This window comes from Polaribacter sp. BM10 (assembly GCF_002005425.1).
GTDB lineage: Bacteria > Bacteroidota > Bacteroidia > Flavobacteriales > Flavobacteriaceae > Polaribacter > Polaribacter marinaquae.
The window spans coordinates 1,382,985-1,401,248 of sequence record NZ_CP019704.1; the positions used below are offsets into that span (position 1 = coordinate 1,382,985).

Annotated in this window: 15 protein-coding genes and 1 tRNA gene; 5 read left to right on the forward strand and 11 right to left on the reverse strand. The window is 29.6% G+C overall.

Annotation, left to right across the window (positions count from 1 at the left end; genetic code table 11):
- Window positions 1-14: 14 nt before the first annotated feature.
- Window positions 15-1,907 carry a phosphoglycerate dehydrogenase gene (gene serA, locus BXQ17_RS06250; protein WP_077809794.1) on the reverse strand — a complete coding sequence of 631 codons (1,893 nt, stop codon included), beginning with the start codon at window positions 1,905-1,907 and terminating at the stop codon, window positions 15-17.
- Between the two features lie 138 nt (window positions 1,908-2,045).
- The gene (locus BXQ17_RS06255) at window positions 2,046-2,867 is read right to left on the reverse strand and encodes a hypothetical protein (protein ID WP_077809795.1); all 822 of its coding nucleotides are present in this window, start codon (window positions 2,865-2,867) and stop codon (window positions 2,046-2,048) included.
- 186 nt (window positions 2,868-3,053) lie between these two features.
- Here BXQ17_RS06255 and gcvP point away from each other — a divergent pair, with 186 nt between their 5' ends.
- Entirely contained in the window at window positions 3,054-5,891 is a 2,838-nt protein-coding gene (gene gcvP, locus BXQ17_RS06260) for an aminomethyl-transferring glycine dehydrogenase (protein WP_077809796.1), read from the forward strand.
- A gap of 66 nt (window positions 5,892-5,957) precedes the next feature.
- Here gcvP and BXQ17_RS06265 read toward each other — a convergent pair whose 3' ends face one another.
- The 3 genes from BXQ17_RS06265 to BXQ17_RS06275 all read right to left on the reverse strand — a co-directional run bounded on the left by BXQ17_RS06265 (window position 5,958) and on the right by BXQ17_RS06275 (window position 8,910).
- Window positions 5,958-6,917 carry a YpdA family putative bacillithiol disulfide reductase gene (locus tag BXQ17_RS06265; protein ID WP_077809797.1) on the reverse strand — a complete coding sequence of 320 codons (960 nt, stop codon included), beginning with the start codon at window positions 6,915-6,917 and terminating at the stop codon, window positions 5,958-5,960.
- Window positions 6,918-6,927: 10 nt separating this feature from the next.
- A complete protein-coding gene (locus tag BXQ17_RS06270; RefSeq protein WP_077809798.1) occupies window positions 6,928-8,436 on the reverse strand; it encodes an FMN-binding glutamate synthase family protein in 1,509 nt (502 codons plus the stop codon).
- 222 nt (window positions 8,437-8,658) lie between these two features.
- Complete coding sequence (locus BXQ17_RS06275) at window positions 8,659-8,910, reverse strand: type B 50S ribosomal protein L31 (RefSeq protein ID WP_077809799.1); 252 nt, start codon at window positions 8,908-8,910, stop codon at window positions 8,659-8,661.
- Between the two features lie 252 nt (window positions 8,911-9,162).
- Here BXQ17_RS06275 and BXQ17_RS06280 point away from each other — a divergent pair, with 252 nt between their 5' ends.
- Complete coding sequence (locus BXQ17_RS06280) at window positions 9,163-10,203, forward strand: glutaminyl-peptide cyclotransferase (RefSeq protein ID WP_077809800.1); 1,041 nt, start codon at window positions 9,163-9,165, stop codon at window positions 10,201-10,203.
- Window positions 10,204-10,253: 50 nt separating this feature from the next.
- Window positions 10,254-11,765 (forward strand): hypothetical protein, encoded by a 1,512-nt coding sequence (locus BXQ17_RS06285; RefSeq protein ID WP_077809801.1) that lies wholly within the window; start codon window positions 10,254-10,256, stop codon window positions 11,763-11,765.
- A 10-nt stretch (window positions 11,766-11,775) separates the two neighbouring features.
- On the opposite strand, the gene BXQ17_RS06290 is transcribed toward BXQ17_RS06285, so the two are convergent.
- The gene (locus BXQ17_RS06290; RefSeq protein WP_077809802.1) at window positions 11,776-13,056 is read right to left on the reverse strand and encodes an amidohydrolase family protein; all 1,281 of its coding nucleotides are present in this window, start codon (window positions 13,054-13,056) and stop codon (window positions 11,776-11,778) included.
- Between the two features lie 64 nt (window positions 13,057-13,120).
- Between BXQ17_RS06290 and BXQ17_RS06295 the strand changes: the two genes are divergently transcribed.
- Both BXQ17_RS06295 and BXQ17_RS06300 read left to right on the forward strand, forming a co-directional pair.
- Window positions 13,121-13,801, forward strand: coding sequence for an SDR family oxidoreductase (locus BXQ17_RS06295; RefSeq protein WP_077809803.1), 681 nt, complete (start codon window positions 13,121-13,123; stop codon window positions 13,799-13,801).
- 13 nt (window positions 13,802-13,814) lie between these two features.
- The gene (locus BXQ17_RS06300; RefSeq protein WP_077809804.1) at window positions 13,815-14,411 is read left to right on the forward strand and encodes a SprT-like domain-containing protein; all 597 of its coding nucleotides are present in this window, start codon (window positions 13,815-13,817) and stop codon (window positions 14,409-14,411) included.
- Window positions 14,412-14,450: 39 nt separating this feature from the next.
- On the opposite strand, the gene BXQ17_RS06305 is transcribed toward BXQ17_RS06300, so the two are convergent.
- From BXQ17_RS06305 to BXQ17_RS06325, 5 genes are all read right to left on the reverse strand, one after another.
- The gene (locus tag BXQ17_RS06305; RefSeq protein ID WP_077809805.1) at window positions 14,451-15,917 is read right to left on the reverse strand and encodes a DUF389 domain-containing protein; all 1,467 of its coding nucleotides are present in this window, start codon (window positions 15,915-15,917) and stop codon (window positions 14,451-14,453) included.
- A gap of 61 nt (window positions 15,918-15,978) precedes the next feature.
- Window positions 15,979-16,515, reverse strand: coding sequence for a CIA30 family protein (locus tag BXQ17_RS06310; RefSeq protein ID WP_254712413.1), 537 nt, complete (start codon window positions 16,513-16,515; stop codon window positions 15,979-15,981).
- 102 nt (window positions 16,516-16,617) lie between these two features.
- Window positions 16,618-16,690: transfer RNA gene (locus tag BXQ17_RS06315), tRNA-Lys, on the reverse strand.
- Between the two features lie 59 nt (window positions 16,691-16,749).
- A complete protein-coding gene (locus BXQ17_RS06320) occupies window positions 16,750-17,517 on the reverse strand; it encodes an ABC transporter ATP-binding protein (protein ID WP_077809806.1) in 768 nt (255 codons plus the stop codon).
- A 3-nt stretch (window positions 17,518-17,520) separates the two neighbouring features.
- A complete protein-coding gene (locus BXQ17_RS06325) occupies window positions 17,521-18,261 on the reverse strand; it encodes an ABC transporter permease (protein WP_077809807.1) in 741 nt (246 codons plus the stop codon).
- Window positions 18,262-18,264: the final 3 nt, after the last annotated feature.

Sequence of the window (18,264 nt, forward strand, 5' to 3'; positions counted from 1 at the left end):
TGTGATTTTGATTATTAATACAGAACTCTAAATCTAATTGTTCCTTCAATTTTTCTTAACTCGTCTATAACTTCTTTATTATATTCTTTATCTAAATCTGTAATTACATAACCTACTTTAGGGTCTGTAGATAAATATTGACCGTTAATGTTTAATTCGTATTCTGCTAAAACCTTATTAATTTTAGCCATTACACCAGGTACATTTTTATGAATATGTAAAAACCTGTGTGCATTTGTTTGCCTTGGTAAACGAATGTTAGGAAAGTTTACAGCATCAACAGTATTACCAGAATTGATGTACGCCATTATTTTACTTGGTACAAAATCTGCAATATCTTTTTGCGCTTCTTCTGTACTTCCGCCAACATGCGGAGTCAAAATAACATTTGGCAATCCTTTTAATTCAGTATAAAATTCTCCGTTTTTTCTTGGTTCAGACGGATAAACATCAACTGCTGTTCCTGCAATTTTACCGCTTTTTAAAGCAGCAACTAAAGCTTCTATATCTACAACAAAACCTCTAGATAAGTTTACCAAATGAGCACCATCTTTCATTTGAGAAATTTCTTTTTCGCCAAAGAAATTTTTATTTGCCGCGTTGTCATCAACATGTAAAGTAACAACATCAGAAATTGCCAACAACTCTTCTAAAGTGCTCATTTTTGTTGCGTTTCCTAAAGCTAGTTTATCTTCAACATCATAATAATAAACATCCATACCTAAAGCTTCTGCTAAAACAGATAATTGCTTACCAATATTACCGTAACCAACAATACCTAATTTTTTACCACGAACTTCTTTAGAACCTTCTGCTGTTTTGTTCCATTGCCCATTATGAATTTCTGTACTTCTTTGAAAAACACTACGCATTAACATAATAATTTCTCCTATTGCTAATTCTACAACAGAACGTGTATTACTGTAAGGTGCGTTAAAAACCACAATACCTTTTTCTTTACAGGCTTCTAAATCGATTTGTTTTGTACCGATACAAAAAGCACTAACAACCATTAATTTTTCTGCTGCATCTACAACTTTTTGTGTAACATTTGTTTTAGAACGAATACCTAAAACATGTACATCTTTAATTTTTTCTATCAATTCGTCTTCAGACAAACTTTTAGATACAGTTTCTACAGAAAACCCATCTTTAGATAACTTCTTAAAAGCATCTGGATGTACGTTTTCTAATAATAATATTTTAATTCTATTTTTTGGGTAACTTATATTTCTTGGCAAATCGTTTACGTATAAAAATTCATCTAAATTTGGGGCAATATGGTCTGCGTTTTCTGTTGTTTTTTCTCTAGAAACATTTTCTGTATAAGCAAAAAACTTATCAGCAATACCTGCTTCTCTAGTTACATAATCGCTGTAACCATCGCCAATCACTTGTATTTCTCCGTCTAAATTCATGTCTTTTAAACACTCAATTTTTCCGTTGTGTTTTGATAACGGATTATCAGCATCAAAACCAATTATTTCTCCGTCTTCTGCAAACGTAAATGTATTTGCATACACGCGTTCAGAAGGAATATTGTACTCTTTAACAATAGGATCTATAAATTCTTTAAATCCGCAGGAAATTACATAAATATCATCTGCAAAATTTTCAAAAAATTCTTTATTGCTTTCTATAGATTTAGAAACTTGCTTTTTTAATGCGACTACTAAGTTACTTAAATCTGCTTTATTTGCTTTTAATAATTTAATTCTTCTTTCTAAAGATTCTGTAAAAGAAATTTCGCCATCAATACCTAAATTTGTAATATCTATAATTTCTTGAATTATAGCTTCTTTTTTAGGATTATCGGTTAATGTTATTTCGGCTAAAACATCTAAAGCCTCCACTTTAGTAAGTGTGCTGTCAAAATCGAAAATATAGTTTCTTTTTGTAGTAATCATTATAAAAATCTTGATTGATTTATTCTCTGTAAATCTACAAATATAGTGGCTTAATCAAAAGCCGAACTAAAGTTTTATGATATCTATTATAATTAACATCAATAATATTAAAGTTGATAAAAAACCTTGTAAATGTTGTTATAAATTACGGAATCCTAAAAGAAATAACCACCAAATTATAGGTAATGATTCTACCCAAAATGAACTGTAGTATTTAGATTGATTGATTTTAGATCGCATTAATAAAATGACAACTAGAAAAAAGAAAATCATAAAGGCATTTTTAGAAATACCGTTTGCATTTATAGCATATTCTAGAATCAAAGCAAGAATCATAAGGGTTAAACCTACCCTTTTTGTTTTTTCAACTCCTATTTTTTTTGGAATTGTTTGCAAAGAAATTGCATCATATTTTACATCTCTAATATCAAAAGGAAGTATTAAAACTACCACAATTAAGAAACGCTGTAGGATTACTAAAAATAGTTTAAAATTAAATTGAGTACCCGCTTCTACACAAGGAATTAAAACCGTAAAACCTGCCCAAACAATGGCTACAATAACAATTTTCAAATAACTAACTTGTCTTAAAGTTTTATCGAAACCACTTAGAAAAGGCACTGCATATAAAAAAGTTAAAAGAAGAAAAGGCAAAGTGAATAACAATGTTTCTTTTTGGAGTTTAAAAGCATAAAAACACATTGCTAAAAAACAAAAAAAAGAAAAAACCTGAATTACCTTTAAGTTATTCGTTAAACTTATATGATGTAATTTAGCAACACCTGCGTATTTCACAAAATTATACCCTGTTATTGTGCTAAAAAATATAAATATTGATAAGTTTTGATCTAAAGAAAGTTCAAAATATTGTTCAGTAATTCTTACAAGCGAAAAAACGGCCAAAGCCACGTGAATACTAGCATTTAAGTAAAAATTTAAAAATATTTTTAAAAACTTCATTAAACAAAAATAACGTTTCTGTTCATAACATTAATTTTTAGTTAATAATTAACATCATTTTATACGTTTTCGGTTAGAAAATAATTTATTAAATCCTTATTTTTGAGCGGTCAAAAAATACGTTTTTTAGACATCAAAAAAACAACACTAAATCGATTGAAATCAATCGTTCACAAAACTTAATTAATGAATACAAATTCGTTTCAACTTAGACATATTGGTCCTAATAAAAAGGAACAAGAAAAAATGTTAAAAGCTATTAATGCAGATAGTTTAGAACAGTTAATTAATGAAACTGTGCCAGATAACATTCTTTTAAATAGCAAACTAGATTTAGAAGAATCTATGAGCGAGTATAAATACTTAGCACATATAAAAGCTTTATCAGAAAAAAATAAAGTGTTTAAAAGTTATATTGGTTTAGGTTATAACGAAGCAATTGTACCAAGTGTTATTCAAAGAAACATATTAGAAAATCCGGGTTGGTATACAGCGTATACTCCTTACCAAGCAGAAATTGCTCAAGGTAGATTAGAAGCTTTACTAAATTACCAAACAATGGTTTGTGATTTAACAGGTATGGAGCTTGCAAATGCTTCTTTATTAGACGAATCTACAGCTGCTGCAGAAGCAATGGCTTTGTTGTTCGATGTAAGAGAAAGAGCTAAGAAAAAAGCAAAAGCAAATAAGTTTTTTGTTTCTGATGAAATTTTACCACAAACACTTTCTCTTTTAGAAACTAGAGCTACACCAATTGGTATAGAATTAGTGGTCGGAAACCATGAAGAGTTTAATTTTGATGATGATTTTTTCGGAGCAATATTGCAATATCCTGGTAAATTCGGTCAAATATATGATTATGAATCTTTTGTTGAAAAAGCGAATAATAATGACATTAAAATAGCAGTTGCTGCTGATATTTTATCATTAGTTAAATTAAAAGCTCCTGGAAATTTTGGTGCTTCTGTAGTTGTTGGTACTACACAACGTTTCGGTATTCCGTTAGGTTATGGTGGTCCTCATGCAGCTTATTTTGCTACAAAAGAAGCTTACAAAAGAAGTATTCCTGGTAGAATAATCGGGGTTACTAAAGACATGAATGGTAAGCGTGCCTTAAGAATGGCATTACAAACCAGAGAACAACATATAAAAAGAGAAAGAGCAACTTCTAATATTTGTACAGCACAAGTTTTATTAGCTGTTATGGCTGGTATGTATGCTGTTTATCATGGTAAAAATGGTTTAAAGTACATTGCTAATAATGTACATCAACATACAAATCTATTAGCAAATGCTTTAGAAAACTTAGGTTTTAAACAACTTAATAAATCTTATTTTGATACTCTTTTAATTGAAGTTGAAGCAGATAAATTAAAAACTGTAGCAGAATCTAAAGAGATAAACTTTAATTATGTTGATCAAAACCATGTTTCTATATCTATAAATGAAACTGTAGATAAGGCTGCTTTAAAAGAAATAATTTCTTGTTTTGAAGAGGCTTTTAATTTAAAACCACAAGCATTACCAGAAACAACAACTATTTTAAACGAATCTTTATTAAGAAATACTACTTTCTTAGACAATGAAGTTTTTAACACGTATCAATCGGAAACAGATATGATGCGCTACATAAAGAAATTAGAGCGTAAAGATTTAGCTTTAAATCACTCTATGATTTCTTTAGGTTCTTGTACAATGAAATTAAATGCTGCATCAGAAATGTTGCCTTTAAGTAATCCTCAATGGGGAAATATTCATCCATTTGTACCTTTAAATCAAGCAGAGGGTTATCAAGAAGTTTTAAAAAATTTAGAACATCAATTAAATATTATTACAGGTTTTGCGGGTACATCATTACAGCCAAACTCTGGTGCACAAGGTGAATTTGCTGGTTTAATGACTATTAGAGCTTATCATCAAGCAAATAATGATTCTCATAGAAATATTTGTTTAATTCCTGCTTCTGCACACGGTACAAATCCTGCTTCTGCAGTAATGGCTGGTATGAAGGTTGTTGTAACTAAAACAGCAGAAAACGGTAATATCGATGTAGAAGATTTAAGAGAAAAAGCAACGCTACATAAAGATAACTTAGCTGCTTTAATGGTAACATACCCTTCTACTCATGGTGTTTATGAAAAAGAGATTAAAGAAATCACTAAAATTATTCACGATAACGGTGGACAAGTTTATATGGACGGAGCAAATATGAATGCTCAAGTTGGTCTAACAAACCCTGCTACAATTGGTGCAGATGTTTGTCATCTTAACTTGCATAAAACTTTTGCCATTCCTCATGGTGGTGGTGGTCCTGGTGTAGGGCCAATTTGTGTTGCTCCACAATTAGTTCCGTTTTTGCCAACAAATCCAATAATTAAAACTGGTGGCGAAAACGCAATTACTGCAATTTCTGCCGCTCCTTGGGGTTCTGCTTTAGCTTGTTTAATTTCTTACGGATATATAACAATGTTAGGTGCAGACGGATTGACTAATTCTACTAAAAATGCAATCTTAAACGCAAACTATATTAAAGAGCGTTTAGAAGAACATTATCCAACTTTATATACCGGAGAAAAAGGTCGTGCAGCACACGAAATGATTATTGATTGTAGAGATTTTAAACAAAAAGGTATCGAAGTTGTAGACATTGCAAAACGTTTAATGGATTATGGTTTTCATGCTCCAACAGTTTCTTTTCCGGTAGGAGGAACAATGATGATTGAACCTACAGAATCTGAAAGTTTAGCAGAATTAGATCGTTTTTGTGATGCAATGATTTCTATTAGAGAAGAAATTAAAAATGCATCGAAAGAAGATCTAAACAATCCTTTAAAAAATGCTCCTCATACACAAGAAATGCTTACTTCGGATGAATGGGAGTTACCTTACACTAGAAAGCAAGCTGCATTTCCTTTAGACTACATTGCCGAAAATAAGTTTTGGCCAACTGTAAGAAGAGTTGATGATGCCTATGGCGATAGAAATTTAATTTGTTCTTGTAATCCTATTGAAGATTACATGTAATAATTGATTAAATAATTAGAAAAAAAACCATCTAAAATCTAGGTGGTTTTTTATTTTATAAATTTTTTATTTGACAATATCCTCTACAATCATTTTTGCATGAATTCTAGAATTTTCTATAAACCATTTATGAGTTTCTAAACCTCCACAAATTACTCCAGCTAAATAAACACCTTTTACATTTGTTTCCATAGTTTCATCATTATATACGGGTATTTTCTTATCGTCTTTAGAAAATTGAACACCTACATGTTCTAAAAATTTAAAATTTGGTTTATAACCAGTTAAGGCTAATACAAAATCATTTTCTATCGTTTCAATACCATTTTTAGTGTTTACAATTACATTTTTATCTGTAATTTCTTTCACTGTTGTATTGTAAAAAACGTTTATACTTCCTTCCTTAATTCTATTAATAATATCTGGTCTTACCCAATACTTTACACGTTGTCCAATTTCTTCTCCTCTAACTATTAAAGTTACCTCAGCACCTTTTCTGTAACATTCTAATGCAGCATCAACAGAAGAATTACTTGCACCAATTACAGCTAATTTCTGACCTGCATAAAAATGAGGATCGTTATAATAATGGGAAACCTTAGGTAGATTTTCACCTTCAACATTCATTGTATTTGGCAGATCGTAAAAGCCAGTTGCAATTATAATATTAGTTGCTTTGTATGTATTTTTTGAAGTATTTAATGTAAACTCCTTTTCATTTTTATCTATAGAATTTACCGTTTCAAATAAATGTAATTTTAATTTATTTGAAGTTACAATTCTTCTATAGTACTCTAAAGCTTCGTTTCTTCTTGGTTTGGCTTCTTTACTTATAAATGGAATATTGTCTATTTCTAATTTTTCTGAAGAAGAAAAAAACTGCATATTTACAGGATAATTGTATAGAGAATTTACAATTGGACCTTTTTCTATAATTAAATATTTTAATCCTTTCTTTTTAGCTTCTAAACCACAAGCAATTCCTATTGGGCCTCCGCCAACAATAATAACATCATACAAATTCATAAAACTGTTTTTAGTTGTAATAAACTTCTTCTAAACTAACTACCTCTTCATCTTTTATTCTTCTAAAAATATGGTTTGGTGCTAATTCGGAAATAGAATGCAAACCTAAAGCTGCAATAATTTCTTTAATTGCTACTACTGTTTTTGAATGATAATTTTTTACTCGAACATTTTTCTTCTCTACAACAAGCGCTTTAACCAAATCTTCATCTTGGGTTGCAACACCAACTGGGCAAGTATCTAAATTACACTCTCTTGCTTGAATACAACCTAAACTTAACATAAAACTTCTTGCCATACCAACAGCATCTGCTCCTAAAGCTAGATATTTTACTACATCAAAAGCATCTACGGCTTTACCACTTGCAATTATTTTAATTTGATTTTTTAAGTTGTGTTTTAATAATTGTTTATTGATAAAAACCAAACCTTCAATTAAAGGCGTACCAATGTAATTTGTAAATTCTAAAGGAGCAGAACCTGTACCTCCTTCTCCACCATCAACAGAAATAAAATCTGGGTAATTATTATGCGTTGCAAATGCAGTAATCATTTCTGATATTTCTTGGTTATTACCAACACATAATTTAATTCCGACAGGTTTACCATTGGCTAATTCTCTTACTTTATGAATAAACTGAATTAACTCATCATAGTTAGAAAATGCCGAATGACCTGGAGGAGAATCTACTTGAGTACCCGGAGTTACAGCTCTAATTTCTGCGATTTCTTGTGTGTTTTTTTTAGCAGGTAAAATTCCGCCATGACCTGGTTTTGCACCTTGAGAAAACTTAATTTCAATCATTTTAACCTCTGGTCTAACAGCATTTTTTTTGAAAATTTCATCATCAAAAACACGTTTGCCATTTATAGATTTTCCTGCACCAAAATAACCCGTTCCTACTTGAAAAATTAAATCACCGCCTTGTAAATGATAAGGAGAAATTCCGCCTTCACCAGTATTATGTGCAAAATCGCCCATTTTTGCTCCTTGATTTAACGCCATAACTGCATTTTTACTAAGCGAACCAAAAGACATTGCAGAAATATTTATAATAGAACTTTTATATTTTTGAGTACACTTATCTGAACCAAAAGTAATTTTATCGCCAATTATATCGTGGTGTGCAGTAGGAAAAAGTGAATGTTTTACAAACTCATATCCTTTTTTATAAACATTATGTTGCGTACCAAAAGGAATCGTTTCTTTTTCTAATTTAGATCTTTGATAAACAATACTTCTTTTTTCTCTATTTATAGGAGTTCCGTTTAAATTGTCTTCTATAAAATATTGCTGAATTTTATCTCTTTCTTCTTCGAAAAACCAACGCAAACGTGCTACTAACGGAAATGCTCTTAATAACGAGTGTTTGGTTTGTAAACTATCATAAATAGCAATTAAACTAAGTAAACCAGATATTGATAGTAATATTATTGTGCCTATTTGAGGAATAAAATAAACTAAAACTCCAGCTAAAATTGTGATTGCAAATAATATTGCAAGTATGGTATTTCTCATTATATAAAGTATATTTTAAAAAGGTTTAAAAATAATGAAATTAGCACGAACATTGTACTTGCTTTGACAAATAGTTTGCGTTAGGGATTGAATTGGAAATCCTTTTTATGAAGAATGAATAAAAAGATTGAAAAGTAAAGCCCGACCTGTAAGGTAACGCCAAAAAAAAACTCTAACAAATTAATGTTAGAGCTTTTTATATGTTTGAAAAACTTAAGAAAATTATTTCTTAAATTTTGCATATTTGTTTTTGAACTTGTCAATACGTCCTGCCGCATCAATAAGTTTAGATTTACCAGTGTAAAATGGATGAGAAGTTCTAGAAATCTCTAATTTTACTAAAGGATACTCTACACCATCAACGTCTAAAGTTTCTTTTGTATCTGCAGTAGAACGCGTTAAAAATACGTCTCCGTTAGACATGTCTTTAAAAGCAATCAGTCTATAATTTTCTGGATGAATTCCTTTTTTCATTTTTAATATATTTAATACTTTAATGTTATGTTTGTAAGAGTAAAGTTGGTAAAGTTTTACTCAAAATTCTAAATAGCTGTTATTAACTATTTTGAGGATGCAAATTTAAGCTTATTTTTTAATTTACAAATAAATAAATTGTTTTTATTTTAATAAAGTTCTTTTTTATGCTTCTTTTAATACATAAAAGTTGTTTTTTATGCTGATTTTTTTGAATCTTTACGTTCTAATATATTGAAATCTATATAAATAATGAAGAAATTTTCTACTTTAGTAACACTTTTAACAACGTTATTTTTAACAATATCTTGTTCTAATGATTATAAATTTATTCTAGAAAAACCAAACAAAGCTGTTTTAAATGAATCTGTTACCTTAAAACTAACAGAAAAAAACAGCAAAGAAATAGAAAAAGTACAATTTTACGTAAACGGTAAACAAGTAGAAAGTAACGGTAATACTGCTACCATAAAAACCAAAGATTTGGGTGTAGGTAAACATGCTGTAAATGCAATTGCTTTTTTTGATGGTAAAACTAAAAAAACGAATGGATTTATTGAAGTTTTTGCCAATACAAAACCTGCCATCTATAAATTTAAAATTATTAATGAATATCCGCACGACACAAAAGCTTACACACAAGGTCTAGAATTTTATAAGGGTTACTTATATGAAACTACCGGTCGTAGAGGTGAATCTACTCTTAGAAAAGTAGATATAAAAACGGGTAAAGTTTTACAAAAAATAGATTTAGACAACAAATATTTTGGTGAAGGAATGACAATTGTGGATGACAAAATAATTTGGCTTACCTGGGAAAGTAACAAAGGTTTTGTCTATGATTTAGAAACTTTTGAATTAGAAAAGGAATTTGCTTACAATAAAAGTAAAGAAGGTTGGGGTTTAACGCACAGCGATAAAGAACTTATAAAATCTGATGGTTCTGATAAAATTTGGTTTCTAGACCCAAACACACTTAAAGAAAAACGTTTTATACAAGCATACACTAATGATCGTTCTGTAAATTATTTAAACGAATTAGAGTTAGTTAATGGTAAAATTTACGCTAATAAGTATCAAAAAAACACCATTGCAATTATTAATGCAGAAACTGGTATTGTAGAAGGTTTAGGCGACTTAAGAGGTTTAGAAAAAGTGATGTCTAAAACTCAGAAATTAGTAGAAAACGATGAGGTTTTAAATGGTATTGCATACGATGCAGAAAATAACAGATTGTTTGTTACCGGTAAATATTGGGGCAAATTATTTGAAATAGAATTGGTTAAGCAATAATTATATTACTTTTACGTATACAAGAACTTATATTTACAAAACATTAATTTATGCGTTATTTTATTTATTTCATTATTTGTATTGCTTTAGTTTCTGTAAGTTCTTGCAGAAAAGATTTCTCTACAATAGAAAGTTTTGGAGCTTTAGAATTTTCTAAAGACACCGTTTTTTTAGATACTGTTTTTACAAATATTGGTTCTGCAACTTATAATTTAAAAGTATATAATAGAAGTAATAATGCAATCACCATTCCTTATATTACTTTAGAAAAAGGAAACAGTTCTAATTATAGACTAAACGTAGATGGTATTGCCGGTAAAACATTTAATAATATAGATATACTTGCTAAAGATAGTATCTATGTATTTATAGAAACTACAGTAGATGTTTCGGCAGAAACAAATCCGTTGTATACAGACAGAATTTTATTTGACAACGGAGATAAAGAACAAAACGTAGATTTGGTTACTTTGGTTGAAGATGCAAACTTTATTTATCCGGGTAAAGATGCTATTTCTATGAAAATTGATAGTTTAACTTTAGACGGAGAACCAACTACAATTAAAGGTCGTTTTTTAAACGATAATGAACTTATTTTTAATAAAACAAAACCAACTGTAATTTATGGTTATGCTGCAGTACCTGCAAATAAAACACTTACTATAGAAGCTGGTGCAAGAATTCATTTTCATAATAATTCGGGTTTAATTGTAGACAATAAAGCTACCTTAAAAGTAAACGGAACTCTTAATGAAAAAGTTATTTTTGAAGGTGATAGACTAGAAAATAGTTTTAGTGAAATTCCTGGACAATGGGGAACTCTTTGGATGCGAGCCGGAAGTACAGAAAACGAAATAAAAAACACAATTATAAAAAATGGTATCATCGGAATTTTAATTGATAGTATAGGCAGCAGTACATCGCCAACCTTAAAACTAGAAAATACCGAAATCTACAACCATTCTAACTTCGGAATTTTAGCTAGAGAAACAAATATTGAAGGAAATAATGTTGTAATTGGTTCTGCAGGTCAAGCATCTTTGGCCGCTACAATTGGTGGAACTTATAATTTTACCCACAGTACTTTTGCAAATTATTGGAACAATGGAATAAGACAATTACCAGCCGTGTTAGTTAATAACTTTTTCACCTATACAAATGAAAGTGGTGAAGAAATTGCAGAAACTAGAGATTTAAAAGCTGCAAATTTTACCAATTGTATTTTTGAAGGCAATAATAATATAGAGTTTGTTTTAGATAATTTAAATAATGGGAGTTTATTTAATTATACCATCAAAAATTGTATGATTCGTTTTAATGACACCAATAATTCTTTTGAAGGCATTACAGAACTAGACTTTAACAACAACACTAATTACAGTGATATTATTTTAAACGGAAATGCTAATTTTAAAGATACTCAGAAAAGTAATTTTATAATTGGTGAGAATAGTGACGCTATAAATAAAGCTTTATCTACTCCTTTTAATATTGATATCTTAGGAGTAGACAGAACTTCAAATCCAGATATTGGCGCTTATCAGCATATTATTTTTGAATAATTGTGAATAATTACTTTTTGTAAACAACACCATTTTTCATCACAAAAACTACATTTTCCATTGTGTTAATGTTTTTTGTTGGATCTTCATCTACAGCTATAATATCCGCATAAAATCCTTTTTGAATTTGTCCAATTTCATCTGACATCTTTAATAACATCGCATTTGTAATTGTTGCAGATTGTATTGCTTCTATAGCTGGCATACCGGCCTCAACCATAAAACCAAATTCTTTACCATTATTACCATGCTTAAAAACACCTGCATCTGTACCAAAAGCAATTCCAACACCTTTTTTATACGCTTTTGCAAAAGTTCCTTGAATCTGTGGACCAACTGCTAAAGCTTTAGGAACAACTATTTCTGGATAAAAACCTTCAATTTTATCTTTCTCTTCTACTTCTTTACCTGCAGTAATTGTTGGCACTAAATATGCATCGTGTTTTTTCATTAACTCCATTGTCCCTTCACTCATGTAAGTTCCGTGTTCTATGGTTTTAACACCTCCTATTATTGCTCTTTTCATACCTTCATCTCCGTGCGCGTGCGCAGCAACATGCATTCCATAATCTTTAGCCGTTTCACAAATAGCTTTAATCTCTTCTATTGTAAACTGCGGATTATCGCCTGATTTTGCAACACTTAAAACACCACCTGTTGCTGTTATTTTTATACAATCTGCTCCGTTTTTATAACGCTGTCTTACAGCTTTTTTTGCATCATCTACAGAATTTACAACACCTTCTTTTGGTCCAGGATTTCCAATTAGTTTTCTACTACTTCCGTTTGTAGGATCTGCATGACCACCAGTAGTTGCCAAAGATTTACCCGCTGTAAAAACTCTTGGCCCCATAATTTTACCAGAATTTATAGCATTTTTTATAGAAATATTTACACCTGTTCCGCCTAAATCTCTTACAGATGTAAAGCCATTTAATAAGGTTGTTTTTGCAAAACCTACAGAATTAAATGCAACATCTGCCTCGTTTAAAATATAATTATTCAGCCTTGTATTTCTATTAAATTCTTGCTCTATATGAACATGAAAATCAATTAAACCAGGTAAAACCACTTTATTTTTTAAATCTATAACATTTGCAGTTGAACTTTTAGGAGCAACATAACCATCTAAAATTTTAGAAACTTTATCTCCTTTTACAACAATTGTTTTTTTAGAAGAAATTACACCAGATTTTGTATCTAATAATTTTCCGCATAAAATATATGTTGTTTGTGCATTAACGTTTTGTAACATAAAAAGTGTTGTAAAAAGTAAAAGTAATTTCTTCATTTGTATAAATTTTATCTTTAAATGTATGAAAAAATACCTAATTTGCTTGCTTTAAACTTAAATAATGAAAAACGTAGTTATTACAGGTACAAGTAGAGGAATTGGTTTTGAACTTGCCAAGCAATTTGCAGAAAATGGTCATAATGTTTTGGCTTTGTCTAGAAATACAAAACCATTGTTAACCTATAACCATAAAAATATTACAGTAATTTCTGTTGACTTATCTAACTCTAATGATTTAAAAAAAGTTTCTGAATTTGTAAAGAACAATTGGCAAAGTGTAGATATTTTAATAAACAATGCTGGTAAACTTGTAAATAAATCTTTTACAGAGCTTTCTTCTAACGACTTTCTAGATGTTTATAAAGTAAATGTGTTTGCAGTCGCAGAAATCACAAAAATTATGATTCCTTATTTTAAAAAAGGAAGTCATGTAGTTACTGTTAGTTCTATGGGCGGAATTCAAGGAAGCATGAAGTTTGCAGGATTAGCTGCATATTCATCTGCCAAAGGAGCTGTTATTACCTTATCAGAATTATTAGCAGAAGAATATAAAGAACAACAAATAGCTTTTAATGTTTTGGCTATAGGAGCCGTTCAAACAGAAATGTTAGCAGAAGCTTTTCCTGATTATCAAGCACCTTTAACAGCTACAGAAATGGCAGATTATATGTATAACTTTGCTTTAACAGGTAATAAATTTTATAACGGTAAAGTTTTACAGGTATCTTCTACAACTCCGTAATTTCATTTCAATTTTGGATTCAAAATATAAAAATTACATACCCCAAAAAGCAATTCCTTTTTTAGAATTTTTAATTAATGAACATAATTTCACATTAAAAATTGTAAACCAAAGAGCCACAAAACATGGCGATTTTAGAAGTTTACCAAATGGTAAATTTCAAATAACCGTAAATAATAATTTAAATAAATATCAATTTCTTTTGACTTTGGTGCATGAAATAGCACATCATGTTACACATCAAAAATTTGGAAGGGTTCAAGCACATGGTAAAGAATGGAAAGCTATTTTTCAGCATTTGATGTTGCCTTTTTTAAATCCAAATATTTATCCGAATGAAATTTTACCTCATTTAGCCAATTATTTAAAAAACCCGAAAGCAAGCACAGATTCTGATGTGAATTTATCTCTAGCTTTAAGAGGAAATGTTGCAGAAAATGGTAAACATTTTATTTTTGACATTCCTTTAAACGAACTCTTTATTTTTAAAAATACTATATACAAACGCGGTAATAAAAGAAGAACTCGTTACGAATGCTTAAATATGTCTAATAAAAAAGTCTATTTATTTAATCAAAATGTAGAAGTAAAACTTTACAAAGATTTATAATGATATAATAAAAGCTCCTTTTTTAAGGAGCTTTTTTAGTTAATCTCTTTTGATAAATAAAGTATCTAAATTCATTTCTTTTTGCAACCAATTTCTTAATTCCCTTTCTTTAGGTGTTATAATACTATCTGGTATTCTTAGATTCCATTTAATTGTTGCAACCGGAATTGTATCAATCTTAATAAAATCTTTAGAAGACAAAACACTTGCAAAACCAATTTCTTCGATATCTACATATCTTATTTTAGCATCTTTTGCTATTCTACTAAAAGCTACTACTTTTTGATTTTTATTTAAAGCATCTTGTTCTATTCTGTTATTTAAACTAGATATGGTTTCCTCTAAATCTGCTATTTGCTTTTGTAAACCTGCAATAATATTCTTACTTTCCTTAAGCTCTTCTCTTTTCTCTTTATAAGCTGTAGTAATCAACTCAAAACTTTTGGTATCGCTACCCTTGATAATTATTTTAAAATCCTTTATTTTATCGTAGCTTACGTTATTTGCCAATTGATTATTTAAAATATTTTCTTCGCCATCACTTACTTCATTAAAGAAATTAAGATTAATAATTTTGTTTTCATAACTATAAGAATCATCAATTAATTGAAAAGACTTTACAGTTTTAACTTCGTTTTTAATAAAATTATTAACCTGTGTTTTTACTTGGTTTTCTTTAAAAACAGTTATAAAAGTAAATATGGCAGGTATCATTACAGCAATACCAACTACCGTTGCAATGGTAGAGTATCTTTTACGTTTAGCCGCATTTGCATATTTATGCATAGGAAAACGTAATAACTTTAATACCAAAAATGTTGCCAATGCAATAAAAATAGTATTTATAGTAAATAAATACATAGCACCAAAAAAGTAAGAAAATTTACCTTTAGCTAAACCATAACCAGCTGTACATAGAGGCGGCATTAATGCTGTTGCAATTGCAACACCAAAAATAACAGAAGCTATAGTACCTTTTTTTGTTCTTGCAACCATTAAGGCTAATCCACCAAAAAAGGCAATTAAAACATCTCGAATATCTGGACTAACTCTTCCTAATAATTCTGAATTATCTTCACTTAAAGGAAAAAAGTAAAAGAATAAAAACGAAGCAAACAAACTTAAACCAATCATGGTTCCTAAGTTCATCAAAGACTTTTTAAAAGTATTGATGTCATTTAACGCAAAAGACATACCTAAACCTAATATTGGCCCCATTAATGGCGAAATTAACATGGCACCAATTACCACTGCTGTAGAGTTTGCATTTAAACCAATAGAGGCCACAAAAACGGCAAAAAGTAGAATCCAAGCTGTAGCACCTTTAAATGGTATATCTGCTTTTATAGCTTCTATAGTTGCTTCGTGATCTGTATCATCTCTAAAGTCGAAAAGTTCTATTAAAAACTTTTTTACACTTTCTAGCAAACCTTTTGCATCTTTCTGAACATTTTGTTTAGAATTTTCTGCAGCATTAGGTGTAGGGTTTTTAAGATCTTCTTCCATTTATATTAATTTATAACTTTGGAAAGATACAAAAAAAGTGATTTGATTCTTAAAATATATACTATTGTAGATAAATTTTATCTATCTCTAATTTAAAATTTTCTTGTTTTTTATTACCTATTAGAAATGCAATTTCAGCAATACTGTTAGCAGAAAAATTTCCGATTGATAATTTTCTTCCTCTAAAGGCAGGGTACATTTCTGAAAGCTTTATTCTGATAGTTTGCCACTCTCCGGAAGTTGTAAAAGGCGATATGAAGGAATGAGCGTTATCTAAATTATCCTTTAATCTAAATTGATACTTTTTACCATCTCCTTTTACCTTTATAACTACCTCTGTATAGCCAATAGTTTTTAAGTTTATGTTTTTATTTCTTAATGATGAAAATCCGCCATTATTTTCTAAAGAGATTTTTCCATAAAATTCTCCATAACCAGAATTATTTAAGATAAAACTGCCATTAGACTTCCCTCCCATTACAACGTCATCTACTATTTTCCAATCTTCAATGTTTACAGATTTTTTAAAGTCGAAAAGTATTTGGCTTGATAAATTCATAGTGCTAAAATAAATGATTAAAATTATTTTGTTTATCATTACTTGTAATTATTTAAACAAAAATACAGGTTTAATAGCAAAACTATGTTGAAGTAGTGTTAAAAAAAAACTCCACACAAAGTGTGGAGTTTTACAATCAAGTGACCGGGCTGGGGCTCGAACCCAGGACCCTCTCCTTAAAAGGGAGATGCTCTACCAACTGAGCTACCAGGTCATTCTTTTCGCTTAGCGGGTGCAAATATACACCTTAATTTAAATAAAACAAGTTTTTTTTTATTTTATTTCATCTAAATAAACTTGCCTAACTTTCTTTAATAAATTAGAAGAATAAACAAAACTTACAACCGACTCATTTTCAGTAGAAAATATATCTTCACTAGAACCTTCCCAAGCTTTTACTCCTTTATTTAAAAAAACAATTTTTTCTCCAATTTCTATTACAGAATTCATATCATGTGTATTTATTACTGTCGTAATTTTATATTCATCTGTAATTTCTTGAATTAAATTATCAATTACAATTGCAGTTTGAGGATCTAAACCAGAATTTGGTTCATCACAAAACAAATATTTAGGGTTCATAACAATTGCTCTAGCAATTGCAACTCTTTTTTGCATTCCTCCAGATAGTTCTGCAGGTAATTTTTTGTTAGAATTTTCTAAATTTACCCTTTTAAGAACAGTGTTTACACGATCTAACATTTCCGATTGAGATTTCTTAGTAAACATCTTTAAAGGAAACATTACGTTTTCTTCTACCGTTTGAGAATCAAATAAAGCACTTCCTTGAAAAACCATGCCTATTTCTTGTCTCCACTGCATTTTTTGTTCTTGAGTAAATTCTGTGTTTAATCTTCCGTCGAAAGCAACTGTTCCTTTCTCTGGAACATGCAATCCAATTAAAGATTTTAAGAATACTGTTTTACCAGAACCACTTTGTCCAATAATTAAATTTGTTTTACCAGGTAAAAAAGTTGTTGTAATCCCTTTTAAAACCTCTGTACCATTAAATCCTTTATGTAAATTTTTTACTTCTATCATATTTTATGTTAATAGCATTTGAGTTAAAAAATAATTTGCAATAACTATTAAAATGGTTGTCCAAACTACAGCTTGTGTACTTGCTCTTCCTACGGCAATCGACCCTCCTTTTACATAATAACCATGATATGAAGGCACAGTAGCTATTAAAAAAGAAAAGATTATCGTTTTTATTAATGCATAAACTATTAAAAATGGTTTAAAATCTGTTTGAATACCTGTTATGTAATCTGTACCTGCAAACAATCCAGAAAGCACACCTGCAATCCAACCTCCAAAAATACCAAGAGCCATTGCTAACGTTATTAAAAAAGGATAGAAAAAAAGAGCCGCTATAATTTTTGGTAATACTAAAAAATTAAGTGAATTAATTCCCATAACCTCTAAAGCATCAATTTGCTCTGTAACTCGCATTGTACCAATACTAGATGTTATATAAGAACCCACTTTACCTGCCAAAATAATACAACAAAATGTAGGTGCAAATTCTAAAATTATAGATCTTTTTGCGGCAAAACCAATTAAAGAATCTGGTATAAATGGGCTATCTAAATTTAAGGCAGTTTGTAATGCAATCACTCCTCCAATAAAAAATGAGATAAACATAATAATACCTAAAGATTTAATACCTAAATCTTCTACTTCTTTCATTAATGCTTGGTAAAAAACACGACGTTTCTGCGGTTTTCTAAAAACACGCTTTAACATCATAAAATACTTACCCACATGTTCTAAATACGTCATTTA